This is a genomic window from Alistipes provencensis (genome assembly GCF_900083545.1).
Taxonomy (GTDB): domain Bacteria; phylum Bacteroidota; class Bacteroidia; order Bacteroidales; family Rikenellaceae; genus Alistipes; species Alistipes provencensis.
In genome coordinates this window covers 2593446-2609835 of sequence record NZ_LT559262.1, presented here as the reverse complement: position 1 = coordinate 2609835, position 16390 = coordinate 2593446, and the positions used below count along the sequence as shown (strand labels likewise).

Annotated in this window: 11 protein-coding genes; all 11 read right to left on the bottom strand. The window is 61.1% G+C overall.

Annotated elements, in window-relative coordinates; genetic code table 11:
- Window positions 1-6: 6 nt before the first annotated feature.
- The 11 genes from BN5935_RS10080 to BN5935_RS10030 all read right to left on the bottom strand — a co-directional run bounded on the left by BN5935_RS10080 (window position 7) and on the right by BN5935_RS10030 (window position 16216).
- Window positions 7-1035 (bottom strand): efflux RND transporter periplasmic adaptor subunit, encoded by a 1029-nt coding sequence (locus tag BN5935_RS10080; RefSeq protein WP_064975998.1) that lies wholly within the window; start codon window positions 1033-1035, stop codon window positions 7-9.
- A 62-nt stretch (window positions 1036-1097) separates the two neighbouring features.
- On the bottom strand, window positions 1098-2204 hold the full coding sequence (locus tag BN5935_RS10075; protein ID WP_064975997.1) for a BT_3928 family protein: 1107 nt from the start codon (window positions 2202-2204) through the stop codon (window positions 1098-1100).
- The gene (locus BN5935_RS10070; RefSeq protein ID WP_064975996.1) at window positions 2201-2887 is read right to left on the bottom strand and encodes a dTMP kinase; all 687 of its coding nucleotides are present in this window, start codon (window positions 2885-2887) and stop codon (window positions 2201-2203) included. Before BN5935_RS10070 ends, BN5935_RS10075 begins: the two co-directional genes overlap by 4 nt.
- Window positions 2888-2918: 31 nt before the next feature.
- A complete protein-coding gene (locus tag BN5935_RS10065; RefSeq protein ID WP_064975995.1) occupies window positions 2919-4136 on the bottom strand; it encodes a SufS family cysteine desulfurase in 1218 nt (405 codons plus the stop codon).
- Between the two features lie 2 nt (window positions 4137-4138).
- Window positions 4139-4960, bottom strand: a complete 822-nt coding sequence (locus BN5935_RS10060; RefSeq protein WP_064975994.1) for a SufD family Fe-S cluster assembly protein — start codon at window positions 4958-4960, stop codon at window positions 4139-4141.
- Window positions 4960-5712 (bottom strand): Fe-S cluster assembly ATPase SufC, encoded by a 753-nt coding sequence (gene sufC / locus BN5935_RS10055; RefSeq protein ID WP_064975993.1) that lies wholly within the window; start codon window positions 5710-5712, stop codon window positions 4960-4962. Before sufC ends, BN5935_RS10060 begins: the two co-directional genes overlap by 1 nt.
- Window positions 5706-6278 carry a flavodoxin family protein gene (locus tag BN5935_RS10050; RefSeq protein ID WP_064975992.1) on the bottom strand — a complete coding sequence of 191 codons (573 nt, stop codon included), beginning with the start codon at window positions 6276-6278 and terminating at the stop codon, window positions 5706-5708. Before BN5935_RS10050 ends, sufC begins: the two co-directional genes overlap by 7 nt.
- A 7-nt stretch (window positions 6279-6285) precedes the next feature.
- Window positions 6286-7731 (bottom strand): Fe-S cluster assembly protein SufB, encoded by a 1446-nt coding sequence (gene sufB / locus BN5935_RS10045; protein ID WP_064975991.1) that lies wholly within the window; start codon window positions 7729-7731, stop codon window positions 6286-6288.
- 231 nt (window positions 7732-7962) lie between these two features.
- Window positions 7963-11031, bottom strand: a complete 3069-nt coding sequence (locus tag BN5935_RS10040) for a fibronectin type III domain-containing protein (RefSeq protein WP_235821073.1) — start codon at window positions 11029-11031, stop codon at window positions 7963-7965.
- Window positions 11032-11061: 30 nt separating this feature from the next.
- Complete coding sequence (locus BN5935_RS10035) at window positions 11062-12951, bottom strand: RagB/SusD family nutrient uptake outer membrane protein (RefSeq protein WP_064975990.1); 1890 nt, start codon at window positions 12949-12951, stop codon at window positions 11062-11064.
- A gap of 28 nt (window positions 12952-12979) precedes the next feature.
- On the bottom strand, window positions 12980-16216 hold the full coding sequence (locus BN5935_RS10030) for a SusC/RagA family TonB-linked outer membrane protein (RefSeq protein WP_064975989.1): 3237 nt from the start codon (window positions 16214-16216) through the stop codon (window positions 12980-12982).
- Window positions 16217-16390: the final 174 nt, after the last annotated feature.

Genomic DNA, 16390 nt, shown 5'->3' with positions numbered 1-16390 from the left:
GCAGCGTCATTTTAAAATCCGAACCTGTTCCCCTTCGCGCAACTGGTAGACACCTGCCGTAACGACCCTCTCGCCCGGGGCAACGCCGCTGTCAATGACCACGCGGTCGCGTCCGAACAGCTCGCCGGGTTTCACTTCGCGGCGCGTGACGCGGTCGCCCGCACCGACGATCCATACATAGGTACCGCCCTCGGCCGGGGCATAGATGGCCGATACGGGCAGCGACACGGCATCGGGAACCGGGTCGGTGCTCTGCATGGTGATCGTGCACGACATGCCGGGCGAAATGCGGTAACGCGCCGGGTCGGGATTTTCGAGGGTCAGCGACACGGGGAATCCCGAGGCGTCGGACGAGGTCTCGACATACTCTTTCAGGCGGGCCGGGATCGCCGTGCCCCGATAATTGTCGAACTCGACGGTGAAATGCGTCGAACTGTCCCGCAGCAGCGACAGCCCGGTCTCGGGCAGTGTAAATTGGACGGTGGTGGTGACGGGATTGACCAGCCGGAGGATCGACTGCCCGGCCTGCACCCGTTCGAAAATGTCGACATATTTGCGCTCGACGACCCCGGCGAACGGGGCCCTGAGGCGCGTGTCTTTCAGCAGGTCGAGGGTGTTCTCATAGGTCGAGCGGGCCTGCGCATAGCGCGTCGAGGCGGCCTCGGCCTCCTGCCGCGACACGGCTTCGTGTTCCAGCAACCGCCGCATGCGCTGCTGCTGCGAGCGGGCCTCCTCGAAAGCCGAGCGCGTCGCCGATACCTGCAATTCGAGGTCCCGGGGGTCCAGCTCGGCGAGCAGCGCCCCCTTCTTCACGCTCTGTCCCTGCGCGACGGGAACGTCGAGGACCTGCCCCGCGACTTTGAAAGCGAGGTTCACGGCGTCGTCGGGTGTAGCCATGCCGGCAAAATCCTTGTCGATGAGACCTGCACCCGCGGCCGTCGTGACCTTCACGGGACGCACCGCCTCGGGAGCCGGGGTTCTGCGGCCGCACGCCCCGGCAAGCAGGACGATTGTCAAAAGAGGTAAAATACGCATACGAAAAAAGTTGACACGGATTTCTCCGTGTCAACTTTTATACCACATCCCGCCGGACGCCCCTACGGACGAATATCGCGACAATTCCTTTTAGCCGTGATGGTTCCGTCGTCCAGCACCACGAGACCGTTATAGGCCCGGAGCATGGTTTTCATCGTCGAGGCGTCGATGTTGTAGCAGCGCACCTCCCCCGAGCCGAAATCGTGCCATGTGACGCCGTACAGCGGGTCGGGCGTCAGGCAGACCACATGCGCACCCTCCTCCCGGGCACGCTCCACCAGAGAGGCCATACGCCGGGCGCAGGGACGCGACAGACGGTCGAACTCCGTGACGCAGAGCATATAGACCCGTCCCGGCATGGTCAGCACCTCCTCCGTGGCATCGCCCTCGGCGTCGCGCAGGGCGAATTCGCTCACCAGCGGCCGCACCGAAGGCAGTTCGCTCGTGGTGCGGGTGTCGACCCACTCCCACTTTTCGGCATCCTGCCACTCGGTGTCGTCCAAAGAAAACTCGCGTTCACGGCCCGTTTTCCGGTTGCGGTAGACCAGCACGGTCTCCGACTCGCCGGGCTCGACGGCAGGCTCCTGCATCGCCTCGTGGATGTTGACCCCGACCTTATAGGGCAGGAAGTCGATCAGCGGCAGGTGGATATAGCAGTAATAGCCCAGATACATCGAGAGGAAGAAGAACGTGCAGGTAAGCACGATCTCCAACGGTTTAAAGGCGAATATCTTGTCGGGACGGTAGCGCCACCACACCACGAAGGCCATCGGCAGCAGGGCGACGTTCTTGGCGAAAGTCTCCCAAGGGGTGAGTTTCAGCGCCTCGCCGAAACATCCGCAGTCCTCGACGGGGATCAGCGTGGCGCTGAGCAGCGTCAGCAGCGTGAAGAAGATCATCGAGACCAGCGCGAAGATCGAGATCAGGCGGATGCGGACCTTGAACAGCAGCATGCACCCCATCATCAGCTCGGCGCCGCACAGCCAGATCGAGAAGGTCATCGCCGCGGGCTGCAGGTAATCCAGACCGTAGATCGAGAGGTACTCGTTGACCTTCAGTGCCGTGCCCCACGGGTCGATCACCTTCGAGAAGCCCGAAAGGATGAACGTGCAGGCGAGGATCAGCCGACAGACGTTTGCCAGAATTTTGAATGCCCGGGACCTTCTCATCGCTCATCGAGTATCGGGGCCAGTGCGGTCCGGATTTTGTCGAAAATATGTTCGGGCGAACCCATCGCCCCGTTCGCATCGCTGCAGTCGACCACGCGCAGCGAAGCATCCTTCGCGGCAGCGGCCAGATAGACCTCGCGGACACGCCGCTGCAGGTCGAGGGCGCCCTCGTGGATGTCCTGACCGCCCTGCAGATAGGTGCGGTCGTCGCCCTCGCGCACTTCGGAGAGCTTGCTCTCGGTGAAAGTGAAAGGCACGTCGAGGAACAGCGACATATCGGGACGCGGCAGGTCGTTATAACCGAATTCGAGGTCGAGAATCCATTGCGCAAGGCGGTCGCGCGGCTCCCCGGCAGGAAGTTTCGCACACTGGAAGCCTACGTTCGAATAGACATAACGGTCGAGGATCACGGCTTTGCCCGCGGCGATCCACTCCCGGATCTGCGGACCCGCCGCGGCGCGGTCGCCCGCGAAAAGCAGGGCCACGAGGTAGGGATCGACCTCGTTCACGCCACCGAACTCCCCCCGGAGGAAACGGGCGATCAGCTCGCCGTAGACCGGAGCGTCGAAGCGCGGGAAATGCACATACTCGCTCTCCACGCCCCGTTCGGAGAACAGTCGTCGCAGCATACGGATTTGGGTCGATTTGCCCGCTCCGTCCAATCCTTCGAGTACGATGAACATAGGTAGTAGTTTTGTAGCTATATCTTAAATTTTAGCGTAACATCTTCACGGCCCGTTCGACCCCGGCGGCCAGCGCGTCGGCCTCCGCAAGCGTATTGTACAGCGCGAACGAGGCCCGGCACATGCCCGTGGTGCCGTAGTGGTCCATCACGGGTTCGGCGCAGTGCTGGCCCGTGCGGACCGCGATGCCCAGTTTGTCGAGGATCATCCCCATGTCGTAGGGATGCACCCCCTCGACGTTGAACGACACGATGGCGCACTTATCGGGCGCCATGCCGTAAATCCGCAGTCCGTCGATGGCCGTCAGCCGCTCCGTGGCCCGGCGCAGCAGCGACTCTTCGTGTGCCTCGATCTCCACCGCGTCGAACTGCTGCACGAACTTCACCGCCTCGCCCAGCCCGATGGCACCCACGAAATTGGCCGTTCCGGCCTCGAATTTCAGCGGCACGGGGGCATAGGTGGTCTTCGCGAACGTCACCGTGTCGACCATGTCGCCGCCCCCGAGGAACGGCGGCATCTTCTCCAACAGCTCCCGTTTGCCGTACAGCACGCCGATACCCGTCGGACCGTAGAGCTTGTGGCCCGAAAAGGCGTAGAAATCGCAGTCCATCTTGCGGACATCGACCCCGCCGTGCACCACGCCCTGACAGCCGTCGACAACGACGACGGCCCCCACGGCATGCGCCGCTTCGACGACGGGCCGCAGGTCGGGCCGCGTGCCGAGCGTATTCGACGCCTGCGTCACGGCCACCACGCGCGTCCGCGCGTCCACCAGTTCCGGCAGCAAGTCCGTGCGCAGCGCTCCCGTCTCGTCGAACGGAAGCACGCGGATTTCAGCCCCCCGGCGTTCGGCCAATAGTTGCCACGGCACGATGTTGGAGTGGTGCTCCATCTCGCTGACGAGGATGTTGTCCCCAACCCCGACGAATGCATCGCCCCAAGCATAAGCCACCGTATTGAGCGACGCCGTGGCGCCCGCCGTGAAGACGATCTCCTCCTTTTCGGCGGCCCCGACGAACGCGGCGATACGCCCGCGGGCCTCCTCGTACAACTCCGTGGCCTGCTCCGAAAGGAAATGCACGCCGCGGTGGATGTTGGAGTTCAAGTCCCGGTAGAGGTAATCGACCGTATCGATCACCTGCCGAGGCTTTTGCGCCGTAGCACCGCTGTCGAGGTAAACCAACGATTTGCCATAGACCTCGCGGTGCAGGATCGGGAACTCCTCCCGTATTTTCTCGATGTCGAACATCCTTACATAGTTTCAATTTTCGCCGCGGCCCGTTCCATGATCGCCCCGCACAGCGGCTCGATGCCGCAGCGGCCGACGACATCGCCGACGAACCCCTCGATCTGCAACCGCCGGGCCTGCGCTTCGCTCAGACCCCGCTGACGCATGTACAAAATCGCATCGGCATCCATCTGCCCCACCGTCGCGCCGTGCGAACACTTCACGTCGTCGGCATAGATTTCCAGTTGCGGCTGGGTCGTGATGCGTGCCGTCTCGCTGAGCAAAATATTGCGGCTCTGCTGGCGGGCATCGGTGCGCTGGGCGTCGGGAGCGACGTAGACCAGTCCCGAGAACTCCCCGACGGCCTGCCCGCCGGCAACGCCCTTGATATAGGAGTCGCTGCGGCAGTCGGCGACGTTGTGCGCCGTGCGGAGTTTCACCACGCAGTGCTCGCCGCCCGTGGTGAGGAACACCCCGCCCAGTTCGTTTTCAGCATCCGCGCCGTCGAGGTCGATGCGGTACGAGGCGTTGGCGCTCGTCAACTGCACCGTCGTCAGGCGGCAGCGGCTATGGGCGGCCTGCTTCACCGAAACCTCGGCGAACGCCTCGGCCGTGAACAGCTCGGTCAGCTCCAACTGCGCCCCTTCGGCCAGCTCCACTTCCAGCACCGACATGTCGGGTGCAGTGTGCAGCACGACAATCCGAGCCGAAGCGCCTGCGGCGGCCTCGATGCGGAGTTTCCGGGGATCGACCGCCGCAAAGGGTTCGGCCTCGGCCCCGGCGATGCGGAGAAGCTCGCCGTCCGCCGCACGCAGTCCGCGGATGATGTCGAGAATCGGCTCCATCACTTGTCGTATTCGTTGATCAGCCAATCGTAACCCTCCTTTTCGAGCTTGAGAGCCAGCGACTTGTCGCCCGAATGGATGATGCGGCCCTTGTAGAGCACATGCACCACGTCGGGCACGATGTAATCCAGCAGACGCTGGTAGTGTGTGATGACCACCGTGGCGTTATCCGCCCGATGGAGTTTCGTAACGCCCGTGGCGACGATCCGCAGGGCGTCGATGTCGAGACCCGAATCGGTCTCGTCGAGGATCGCCAGCTTCGGGTCGAGCATCGCCATCTGGAAAATCTCGTTCTTCTTCTTCTCGCCGCCCGAGAACCCTTCGTTCACGGCCCGCGAGGTGAGTTTCGACGAGAGCTCCACCACGGCGCTCTTCTCGCGCATCAGACGCAGGAACTCGGCGGCCGTCAGCGGCTCCTCGCCGCGGAACTTGCGCTGTTCGTTGACAGCCAGTTTCATGAAGTTGGCCATCGTGACGCCCGGAATCTCCACCGGGTACTGGAAGCCCAGAAACAGACCTAGCCGGGCCCGGTCCTCGATGGGCATCGACAGCAGGTCGCGGCCCAGAAACTCGGCCGAACCTTCGGTGACGGTGAATTTCTCATTGCCCGCCAGCACCGAGGCCAGCGTCGACTTGCCCGAGCCGTTGGGGCCCATGATGGCATGCACCTCGCCGGCCCTGACCTCGAGGTCGATGCCCCGGAGAATCTCCTTGCCGTCGACCGACGCATGCAAATTTTTTACCTTTAACATATCTTTTTTGCCAGTTTTTTACATTTCTCAATCTCTCGGGGCGTCAGCACCCCGCGCTTGCGGCATCCGCTCCGGCCCAAAGTCCCGGCGACCCGGAAACCGCTCCATTTCAATATCTCGCGCAATGCGCGGAACACGCCGGTCGTCTGGCGAAACCATACGCTGAACGGATAGACCGTATTGCACGCGGCGACCAGCACGGCCCGCTTGCCCTTGTGCAGCGGGATCGGCATGCCGTTCTCCCGCTCGCCCATCATCGCATAGACCATCCGGTCGAACAGCACCTTCAGCGCCCCGCTCATGTTGCCCCAATAGCAGGGCGACCCGACAATCAGCGCGTCGGCCCCGCGAATTGCCTCAGCCGTGCGGTGCGCATCGTCTTCGGGCAGCACGCAACGGCCCAGCGAACGGCATTTCATACACCCGGTGCAGGGCCGGACCTGCATGTCGCGGACGAACAGCGTCTCGACTTCGCACCCTTCGGGCAGTGCGCCGGCCACATGGCCGAGCATCTGCGAAACCAACCCGTCGCGGCGGGGACTTCCGTTTATGACGACGACCTTCATCTTTCCGCTATCCGACCGATCCTTCCAACTGCAAGGCCAGCAGTTTTTGCGCCTCGACGGCGAATTCCATCGGCAGTTTCGACAACACCTCGCGGGCATAGCCGTTGACGATCAGCCCCACGGCATCCTCGGTCGAAAGGCCGCGCTGGTTGCAGTAGAACAACTGGTCGTCGGAGATCTTCGAGGTCGTGGCCTCGTGCTCCACCACGCCCGTGCGGTTGCGGACGTCGATCACGGGGAACGTGTGCGCCCCGCACCGGTCGCCGATCAGCAACGAGTCGCACTGCGAGTAGTTGCGGGCGTTCTCGGCCCCCTTCGCCACGCGGACCAACCCCCGGTAGGAGTTCTCGCTCCGCCCCGCGGAGATGCCTTTCGAAACGATGCGGCTGCGGGTGTTGCGGCCAATGTGGATCATCTTCGTACCCGTGTCGGCCTGCTGGAAATTATTGGTCATGGCCACCGAGTAGAACTCCCCGACGGAGTTGTCGCCCGCGAGAATGCAGCTCGGGTATTTCCATGTGATCGCCGAACCCGTCTCGACCTGCGTCCACGACAGGCGCGCATTCTCGCGGCAGATGCCGCGTTTGGTGACGAAGTTATAGACGCCGCCCCGGCCCTGCCGGTCGCCGGGATACCAGTTCTGGACGGTGGAGTATTTGACCTCCGCATCCCGCTCGACGATGATCTCCACGACGGCGGCGTGCAACTGGTTCTCGTCGCGCTGGGGTGCGGTGCACCCCTCGAGGTAGCTCACATAAGCCCCCTCGTCGGCCACGATCAGCGTGCGTTCGAACTGCCCCGTGCCGGCGGCGTTGATGCGGAAATAGGTCGAGAGCTCCATCGGGCAGCGCACACCTTTGGGAATGTAGCAGAACGAACCGTCGGAAAAGACCGCGGCGTTCAGCGCAGCATAGAAGTTGTCGGTATAGGGCACGACGCTCCCGAGGTACTTTTTCACCAGTTCGGGGAAATCGCGCAGCGCCTCGGAGATCGAACAGAAAATAATCCCTTTCTCGGCCAGCACCTCCTTGAAGGTGGTCTTGACCGAGACGGAGTCCATCACGGCATCGACCGCGACGCCCGCCAGCGCCATCTGTTCCTCGAGCGGAATGCCCAGCTTGTCGAACGTGCGCTTCAGCTCGGGATCGACCTCGTCCATCGAACCCAGTTGCTTTTTGGGCTTCGGAGCCGCATAGTAGATGATCTCCTGAAAGTCGATCGGCGGGATCGTCAGGTGGGCCCATGTCGGAGCCTCCAGCGTCAGCCAGTGGCGGTAGGCCGCCACGCGCCGCTCGGTCATCCACTCCGGCTCGCCCTTCTTGGCGGAGATCAGCCGCACGACATCCTCCGAAAGCCCTTTGCCGATGGTTTCGGTCTCGATGTCGGAAGTGAAGCCGTACTTGTATTCCTGCTCCCCGATATTTTCCAGTATGTCTTTTTCGTTTTCAGCCATTGTGAGCGAAATATCTTGTAAAGATACGAATAAGAACGGACAAGTGCAAGACCGAACCGCATCCGGTTCAGCCGAACAGCCCGAATCCTAAAAGTGCCGTTACGGCACCAAAGGTACAAAAATCCATTTACTTTTCACAATGCACCCCTGCAAATCCGGTTCCGAAACGGTCAAACGGCAAAAAAGAGGCGCTCGATAAAGAGCGCCTTTTTTTTTGAATTACCCCACCTTTTAGTTCAAAGGCGTCCAAGTAATCGAGAAGACGTTGATACCGCTGTTCTTGCTGTAAATCGTGATCTTCGATCCGGCGGAGGCCGACGAGCAATCGAACGAGAGTTTCTGCGCATTCCCGCTGCTATCCGGCGTATCCTGCGTAGCAACTTCCGCGCCGTCGATAGCCACAGCCAGCGGACGGGCCTTTTCGGCAACGGAACCGCCCGCAACGGCCTCCACGACCAGCGTACCCGGAGCGTCGACCGTAAACGACACATTCGCTTTCGTTACCGACCCCGTACCGCCGAATTGGAAGCGGAGCGTTTTCACACCATCGGCATTGTTGTTCGAGCCGAATTTAAACTTACCGCCGCCCAGCAGGAATGAAAGGCCCTTGTAAGTGAAACCGTCGGCATCTTTCTTCAGGTCGGCCGTTTCGGTCATCGAGGGCAGTGCCGCCGCGTTGATGTCGCCCGTACTTTGAGCGAATCCATCCCACATAGCAGTCACATCGTCCAGCCCCCATACATAAGCCGTCCCCGTATCGCCGCCGCCCGAGCCGCCCTGCGGCGTCCAGACGACCGAGAAAACGTTGATGCCGCTGTTCGTACTGTAAATCGTGATCTTCGATCCCGCAGAAGCAGCCGAGCAATCGAATGTCAGTTTCACAGCACCGTCTCCGCTCGCGGGCGCCTCCTGCGTCGGCAGTTCCGTACCGTCAACGTTCACGGCCAACGCCCGTGCCGTCGTTCCGCCCGAAACAGCCTCGACAACCAACGTACCGGGTCCGTCTACTGCGAACGACACGTTCGCCTTGGTCATGCTACCCGTACCGCCGAACTGGAACCGAAGCGCCTTATCCCCGGCAGCGTTGTTGTTCGAGCCGAATTTGAATTTGCCGCCGCCCAGCAGGAACGAAAGACCTTTGTAGGTAAAGCTGTCGGTATTCTTCGTCAGATCGCCCGTTGCTACCATCGTATCCAGCGCCGCGGCGTTGATGTCGCCCGTACTGTTGCCGAATCCGGCCCAGATAGCTGCAAATTCATCCGCGCCCCATGACAAAGCCGTACCGGGGCCCGTCGTAGCCTCGGCAACGGTCAGTTTGGCCGTACCGGGATCGGAAACCTGCGACGAGGCATCGGCAGGATTGGCAACGACCGAGATCGTGTAGTCACCCACGGCAAGTGCGGCGACCGTCGCGGCAGCGATCGTATAGGAAGTCGCGGTCACTCTCTCGGCAGCGCCGTTATTGAAAGAGACATCATACGACGCAGCACCTTCAACGGCATCCCACGATGCCACAACCTCCGTCTGTTCGCCGATGGTGACTTTCGCAGGCGTGAACTTCACGACGGGAGCCGCCAGTTTGGTGTCGTTGACCGTCAGCGTGGCGCTGCCGGCGGACGACGGTTTGTAGAGGTAGTCGGAGGCAGCCGCAGCGGTCACCGAGATCGTGTAAGTACCCGGTTTGAGTTTGGCGACGGTCTCGGCCGGAACGGTCATCCGGGTCGCGGAAACGGTCTCCGAGAAGCGAACGACCTCTTCGGTCTCACCATTGAGCGTCGTCAGGGCGAGGCGGTAGGTATAGGTCGCGGCGTTGGGAACGGCGTCCCACGAGAAAGTCACGGGGGCATTGTCGCCCTTGGTCACCTCGGCGGGAGCGGCCGTTACCACGGGAGCGGCGAGCGGCGTGGCGTTCTGCCCCGGAGCCTCCGAACCCTCGTACCAGCCGATGCTGTAGATGTGGTTGATTGAGTTGTCGGTCCATACATAGACGGAAGCATTGGACGGAATACCCGGACAGGGGATGTAAACCTTGCCGCGGTTGTCTGCCGTGGGGGCTTCGACCGGTCCGAAACTCTTACCCAGCGCATCGACATAGGCATAGAAATTACGTCCTGCACCGTTGGCATAGCTGTCGATCACGAGAACGCCTTCGCCAACTACCGAAAATTTCAGATAGCCGTTGGTCGGAGCCTCGGCCGAAGGAGCCGCCGGAGTAGACTTACCGCCCCGGTCGAGGTAATTGACCCCGTAATCGGCATCCAGCTTAATGGCTGCCTCCTTGCCTTTCGGCGGCATGATGGTCAGTTCATCGACCGTCACAGGCACATCGTTGCTGTAAGAGGCAATTTCCCATGTCGTGAAATCCCAGTAATTGGACTGTCCGAGGGTCGTGACGACCAGACTGCCCGATTCGACGCCGTCGATGAAGACCGTGATCGAATATTCGGTGCGCTCTTTCAGACCCTCGAAAGTATAGGTATGCGCGGCGATCTCGGCGTCGGTCAGCGTGATGTCGCGCTCGTCGTCGCCGCCTTTCAGCGCAAGGCTCGTAACCCGCTGGTCGGCGCCCCACGAAAGGGTGATCGAAGCCGCAGTCTTGTCGGTCACGTCGACGTCGATCTTGTCCGAAGCGACGAACGTGACGGTTCCGCGCACGGCCTCGTCGCGCAGCAGCTCGACGGTATAGGCCGTACCGGTGGTCAGTCCGGTGAGCTCGTATTCGCCGGCGGCGATCTGGGCGGCGGTGAGTCCGATCTTACCGACGTCGGGCGTCACGCTGAGGTCGGTGACGTTCGATCCGGCAACCCAGCGCAGGAGAGCGGTAGTGGCCGTAATATCGTCGTCGGGGACCTTGCCGTCGTTCAGGAAGAGGTTCTCGACGCCCGTGGCGAAGATGCAGACCGCGGGTTTCGAATCGGCGACGCCCGAGCGCTGCGAAACGGCGACCAGTTCGGCCTTCCATGCGCGGTTGCCGGGAAGCTCCTTGAAGTCGTATTCCATCGTCTTGGCCGTCGTGCCGTCGCTGCCGAGCGGGGCGATCAGGTCCACCTCGTCGTAAACACCGCCGTCGCCGTCGGTATAGGAGAGCGTCAGCGTGTAGTCGGAGATGCCGGTCATGACCGTCCATGAAAAGGCGACGTTCACGTTGTTGGTCAGCGTATAGGTAAAGTTCAGCGGGGAGAATTCGCGGTCGTAGGCGATATCCTCGATGATCCCGTCGGGGTCCGAACAGCCGTGAAGCGACACCGCTCCGGCGAAAAGCGTCACGAACAGCAGGAATTTATTGATAATCGTTTTCATACGTTTCTTGTTTTTTCCTTTTTCAGGTCACTATCGCACCGGATAACCGTAATCGTTGGCCAGCATGCTGTTGGGAGTCAGCGACATCTTGAAAAGCGGCCAGAACATATGCACGTCGGGATCGTACTGATAGATCATGTCGATACGCGCCGTGGAGGTCGTGCCGCTCTTGATATACTCCTCCTCGGTAGATCCGTCGGTCTTCTTCGAGGTGTAGAGCGTCCAGCCCGTGCCTTCGGGTTCGCCGGCCTCGCCGAAGTCGAGGCCGTGGAGCTGGAGCGTCTCGCCGTCGTCGGCGTACTTGTAGTAGACCTTCGTACCGATAGTCGAGAAATCATAGCTGTCGCCCGTAACGGCCGAGGTGTAGGTCGTGTGGTCGAGCATGGCCTTCATCTTGCCCTTCACGTCGTCGAGCGACTTCTTGAGCAGTCCCCAGCGGATGAGGTCCTGCTTGCGGACCTGCTCGCAGTTGAACTCGAGCATGCGCTCCTTGTAGATGGCCCAGAACATATCGTCCTTCGAAACGATGCCGTCAAGATAGGTGTCGACCGCATCGTTGGATTTGAAGGCGCGGTAGCGGACCTTGCGCAGTTGCGTCTTGGCATAGGGCAGGTCGTTGAGTTCGTTGGCGGCCTCGGCGGCCATCAGCAGCACGTCGGCATAGCGCATCACGATAGGCTTGATGCCGCAGTCGTTGCCCGAGACGACCTCGTTCATCCACTCGTAGCGGTACTTGCCGCAATACCATTTCTGGATGTTCTCCAACTCCTGCTTGCCGCCGTTCCAGCGGTAGGGAACGCAGGTGACGTCGCGGCGGCGGTCGGCCTTGTCATACTCGTAGAAGAGCGTGGGAACCGGACCGATGGTGCCGCCGGCATTGGCCTTGCCGCAGTATTTGTCGGCCGTGGTGTGCTTGACGGCGTAATTGTTCATCCACTGGCCGCGGTTGTCGGCGAAAGGAATCACGAAAAGCGTCTCGCCTCCGGCCGTGACCTCGCGCTTCATCATGTCGCGCCAAATTTCGTCGAAGGAGCCCTCCAGTTTCACCGAAGCGTTCTCCTTGGCGATCACCTCCTTGCAGGCATCGAGCGCCTTGGTGTAGAGGGCATTGTCGCCCCACTCCTGACCCGCCTCGACCAGCTTGCTGCGACGGTTCGAGCCCACGTTGCCCGTGCCGATCCGCCCCTCGTCGGGACGCTGCGCATAACCGGCGGCCGAAAGGCACACGCGGGCCAGCAGGCCGTAGGCGAAGGCTTTGTTGACACGGGTCACGGTGCCCGTCCGGGCACCCTCGTTGGGCCAGTCGACATAGTTCACAGCCTCCTCGAGGTCGGCGATGATCTGCTTGTAGATCTCGTCGCGGTCGCTCTTGGGCTTGTTCACATCGCCCGTTTCGCCGATGGGCTGGAAGCGCGCGGGAACGTCGCCCCAAGCCTTGATCAGGTCGAAATAGAAGAACGCGCGCAGCACGAGCGATTCGCCCAGCAGGTAACGCATCCCGGCGTTGCCCTCGACATTGCCGTACTTGCGCAGGCCGGCGACGGCAAGGTTGCAGTTCTCGATGGCGGTGTAGGCCAGCGCATACTGCCCGCCGTCTTCGTTGAGCTGGCTGCCGGCATCGTCATAGGTAGCGTTGTAGGTATAAATCAAGGTCTTGGTATCGGTGGCTTTGTCGGGCGACGCCGAAACGTACCACTCCGAATCGGTGTTGGCGCCGTAGTAGACCAGCCAGCGGTTGCGGTAGGACTTGTCCACACCGAACTGGCGGTAGATGTTCATGACGGCCGCCTCGGCATAGGTCTCGTTCGAGAACATGGTCGCCGAATCGGACGACGAGGACGACCGGGTGTCCAGCAGCTCTTCGCCGCACGAAACGGCCATCAGGCCGGCGCAGGCAAGGATATAGATTAACTTTTTCATCGTTGAGTTTTTTTCAGTCGGTTAGAGGTTAGAAGCTGATGTTCGCACCGAACACCCACGAGCGGCTCTTCGGATAGGCCGAATAGTCGACATTGGGGGTCATGGGCGTCGCGCGGCGCGTGTCGACCTCGGGGTCGAAGCCGCTGTACGGCGTCCAGCAGAAGAGGTTGGTTCCGGTGGCGTAGAAACGCACCTTGCTGATGCGAATCTTGCGCGTCCAGCTCGCGGGCAGCGTGTAGCCGATCGTCAGCGACGAGAGGCGCAGGAACGAAGCGTCCTCCAGCAGCCAGCTATGCACGACCGTCTGCGGCATGTAGGGCGACCACATGGTCGTCGTCCGGTTGGCGGCCGCCAGCGCTTCGGGATCGGTAATCACGTCGCCCGTCGTCCAGTCGACGTTGGTCCAGCGCCTGCCGAGGGCCATCACGTCCGACAGGTTGCGGATCACGCCCTTGCCCGTGTATTTCTGCGAGGAGGTGAACTCGACGTTGTTGGCGTTGAAGACCTTGTTACCGTAGGAATAGGTGAAGTTGGCGGCGATGTCGAACCCGTAGGCATAACCCGAGAGCGAGAAACCGCCCGTAAACCGGGGCTGCACGTTGCCGATCTTGCCCTGAACAGGAGTGCCGTCGGCGTCACAGAGCAGCTTGAGCGAACCCGGACGCATGTCGCCGACCACGCCGGCGCAGTTCGAACCGTCGAGCGTCTTCCATTTGCCCGTCTCGGCATAGTAGTCCAGATCGAAATCCTCGACCTCGTAACGTCCCAGCGTCGTGTAACCGCGGACATCGCCGATAGCGCCGCCCAGTACGGCATAGTAGTCGACTACATTGTTGTTCCAACCCGACTTCTGCGAATAGGTTTCCAACCCGGCCAGATCCATGATACGGCTGCGGTTGAAGGCGATGTTGGCGTTGAAGTTCAGCCCGTACTTGGCTTTCTCGAGAATCACGGCCGAAACCGAGACCTCCAGACCGCGGTTGCGGATCGTACCGGCGTTGCGGTACTGGAAGCCATAGCCCGAACCCGAAACCGGATAGCGCATCAGAATATCCTCGGTAGTGTTCTGATAAACCTCGACCGACCCCGAGAGGCGGTTGCGCCAGAATCCGAAATCGAGGCCCAAGTTATGCGAATAGGTGGTCTCCCACGTCAGGTTGGCATTGGCCATGTAGCTTTCCTGAACGCCGTTGCCGTTGGGCGTCCAGTAGATCGGATCGCCGTAGATGAAGCTGGCGCCCGTGCCGACCTCGTAGAGCTGTGTCAGGCCGCCCATGCCGGTCGGGATGTTGTTGTTGCCCGCCGTACCGAAGCTGTAACGCAGCTTGAGGTTGTCCAGCCACCGGAGGTCTTTCAGCCCCCACTCGTCGGAGATACGCCACGAAGCGGCCGCCGAGGGGAAGTAACCCCATTTCTGACCTTTGGAGAACTTCGACGAACCGTCGCCGCGCATCGTGGCCGAAACCATGTACTTGCCCTTGAAATCGTAGTTGACACGTCCGAAATAGGAGAGCAGGATGTCGTCGGCCGCATAGTTCATGTTCGAGGAGCTGGCGTTGGAGCCCGCGCCCATGAAAGCCCACGCCTGCTCGGCGGTATAGAAATCGGGCAGACCGTCGACCCATGTGTTGAACGTCCGCTGCTCGGTGATGATGTACTCCTGTCCCAGCAGCACGTTGAGGTGGTGGTTGTCGTTCGAAATCAGTTTCTTGAAATCGTAGCTCAGCGTATTGGTGTTGCGCACGCGGCGGCGCGTCACATCGTTGTAGTTGGTCGAGGGGGTTCCCGGAACGGTCGAACCCGAACCGCCGACCTTCGAATAGTAGGTCGTGACGCCGTAGAAGGAGTTGGTCTCCTGCCGGTACTCCTCCATGCCGGCCTCGACCTTCAGGTTGAGGTTGTCGACGATCTCCCATGTGAAGCCGCCGTTGGCGGTCCAGTTGGTGCGCTCGCGCTTGCGGTCCGAATCCGAAACGGCGACCGTCGGCATCACGGCGTCCGAGGAGTTCTCCTCCAAGTCGTCGCCGCCCTCGATCTGGGCCTTCAGCGGAATGGGCGTGTAGAGCATGGCGTTCTTCAGACGACCCGTGGTCTGGGCACCCGAGTCGTTGAGCGAGTTGGCGCCCGCGCCGCGCACCTTCATGCGCGAATAACGGATGTTGAAGTCGAGCGTGATGCGCTTGTTGGGCTTGAACTGCGTCTTCAGGCCGAGGTTGTCGCGGCTGTAATTCGAACCGATCATGATCGCCTTGTCATAGAGGCGCGCATAGGTGGCGTTCCACTTGAACTTGTCGCCGCCGCCCGAAACCGTGAGGTTGTGGTTGAACTGCTCGCCCGTGCGGCCGAAAAGCTGGTCCATCCAGTCGTTGCCCTTCACGTTGTCGTAAAGGTCGATGTCGGAGAACGCCCCGAAATAGGGCTCGTAGTTGTCCGACACCTTGTTCTGAACGGCGGCCAGTTCATACTGCCACTTGGCGAACTCCGAGGGGTTGAGCGCCTGCACCTGATTCTTGCGGGCGATATCCTTGAAACCCCAGTATACATTATAATTCACGTTGATCTTGCCCTTCTCGCCGCTCTTGGTGGTGATGAGCACGACGCCGTTGGCACCGCGCGAACCGTAGATGGCCGTTGAGAAAGCATCCTTGAGGATGTCGATCGACTGGATTTCCGACGAGGAGATGTCGCTGATGCTCTCCACCGGGAATCCGTCGACGATGTAGAGCGGCGCGCCGTCGGACGAGAACGTGCCCGCACCGCGGACGCGGATGCGGATTTCAGCGTCGGGATCGCCCTCCGTGGCGGTGATCTGCACGCCGGCCATGCGGCCCGTCATCGCCTCGGCGACCGAGGCCACGGGCATCTGCTGGAGCGTCTCGGCGTTGACCGAGGCGACCGAGCCGACCACGTCGCGGCGTTTCACGGTGGCGTAGCCCACGACCACGACGTCGTCCATGGCCGTCGATTCGTCTTCGAGCTTAACGTCGATCTGCGTCCTGCTGCCGATGGCGATGCGCTGCGTCTTCATACCGATGTACGAGATCACCAGCGTCTTCTTCGAAGCGTCGGGCACGTTGAGCGACCACTGGCCGTCGACCCCCGAACTTGCTCCCAAGGTCGATCCGTCGACGATCACCGAAGCTCCGACGACCGGTTTTCCCGCCGAATCCCTGACGACTCCTCCGATTTTCTGAGCCACAGCCGCGGAGGCCAGACTCACACCCAGCAGGAACAACAGGGCGAACTTTAGAGTAAAGCTTTTCATATAAAAGGTTTTGGTTAATAATTAGGTTTTCGCTTTTTCCGTAAAAAGGGGCATTTCCCTATACAAAAATAAATTGCCCCGGAGGATTCGACAGGTAATTTTTATCACTTCTCATGGATAATTTGTCAACCCCGGCCGAATGGCCCTCCAAAGCCCTGAGAAAAGGAATACGGG

Excerpts from the sequence above, each read along its gene's own strand:
- BN5935_RS10030 (WP_064975989.1), bottom strand. The coding sequence starts at position 16,216 with ATGAAAAGCTTTACTCTAAAGTTCGCCCTGTTGTTCCTGCTGGGTGTG.
- sufB (WP_064975991.1), bottom strand. The coding sequence starts at position 7,731 with ATGGCTGAAAACGAAAAAGACATACTGGAAAATATCGGGGAGCAGGAA.
- BN5935_RS10075 (WP_064975997.1), bottom strand. The coding sequence starts at position 2,204 with ATGAGAAGGTCCCGGGCATTCAAAATTCTGGCAAACGTCTGTCGGCTG.
- BN5935_RS10050 (WP_064975992.1), bottom strand. The coding sequence starts at position 6,278 with ATGAAGGTCGTCGTCATAAACGGAAGTCCCCGCCGCGACGGGTTGGTT.
- BN5935_RS10080 (WP_064975998.1), bottom strand. The coding sequence starts at position 1,035 with ATGCGTATTTTACCTCTTTTGACAATCGTCCTGCTTGCCGGGGCGTGC.
- BN5935_RS10065 (WP_064975995.1), bottom strand. The coding sequence starts at position 4,136 with ATGTTCGACATCGAGAAAATACGGGAGGAGTTCCCGATCCTGCACCGC.
- BN5935_RS10035 (WP_064975990.1), bottom strand. The coding sequence starts at position 12,951 with ATGAAAAAGTTAATCTATATCCTTGCCTGCGCCGGCCTGATGGCCGTT.
- BN5935_RS10060 (WP_064975994.1), bottom strand. The coding sequence starts at position 4,960 with ATGGAGCCGATTCTCGACATCATCCGCGGACTGCGTGCGGCGGACGGC.
- BN5935_RS10070 (WP_064975996.1), bottom strand. The coding sequence starts at position 2,887 with ATGTTCATCGTACTCGAAGGATTGGACGGAGCGGGCAAATCGACCCAA.
- sufC (WP_064975993.1), bottom strand. The coding sequence starts at position 5,712 with ATGTTAAAGGTAAAAAATTTGCATGCGTCGGTCGACGGCAAGGAGATT.
- BN5935_RS10040 (WP_235821073.1), bottom strand. The coding sequence starts at position 11,031 with ATGAAAACGATTATCAATAAATTCCTGCTGTTCGTGACGCTTTTCGCC.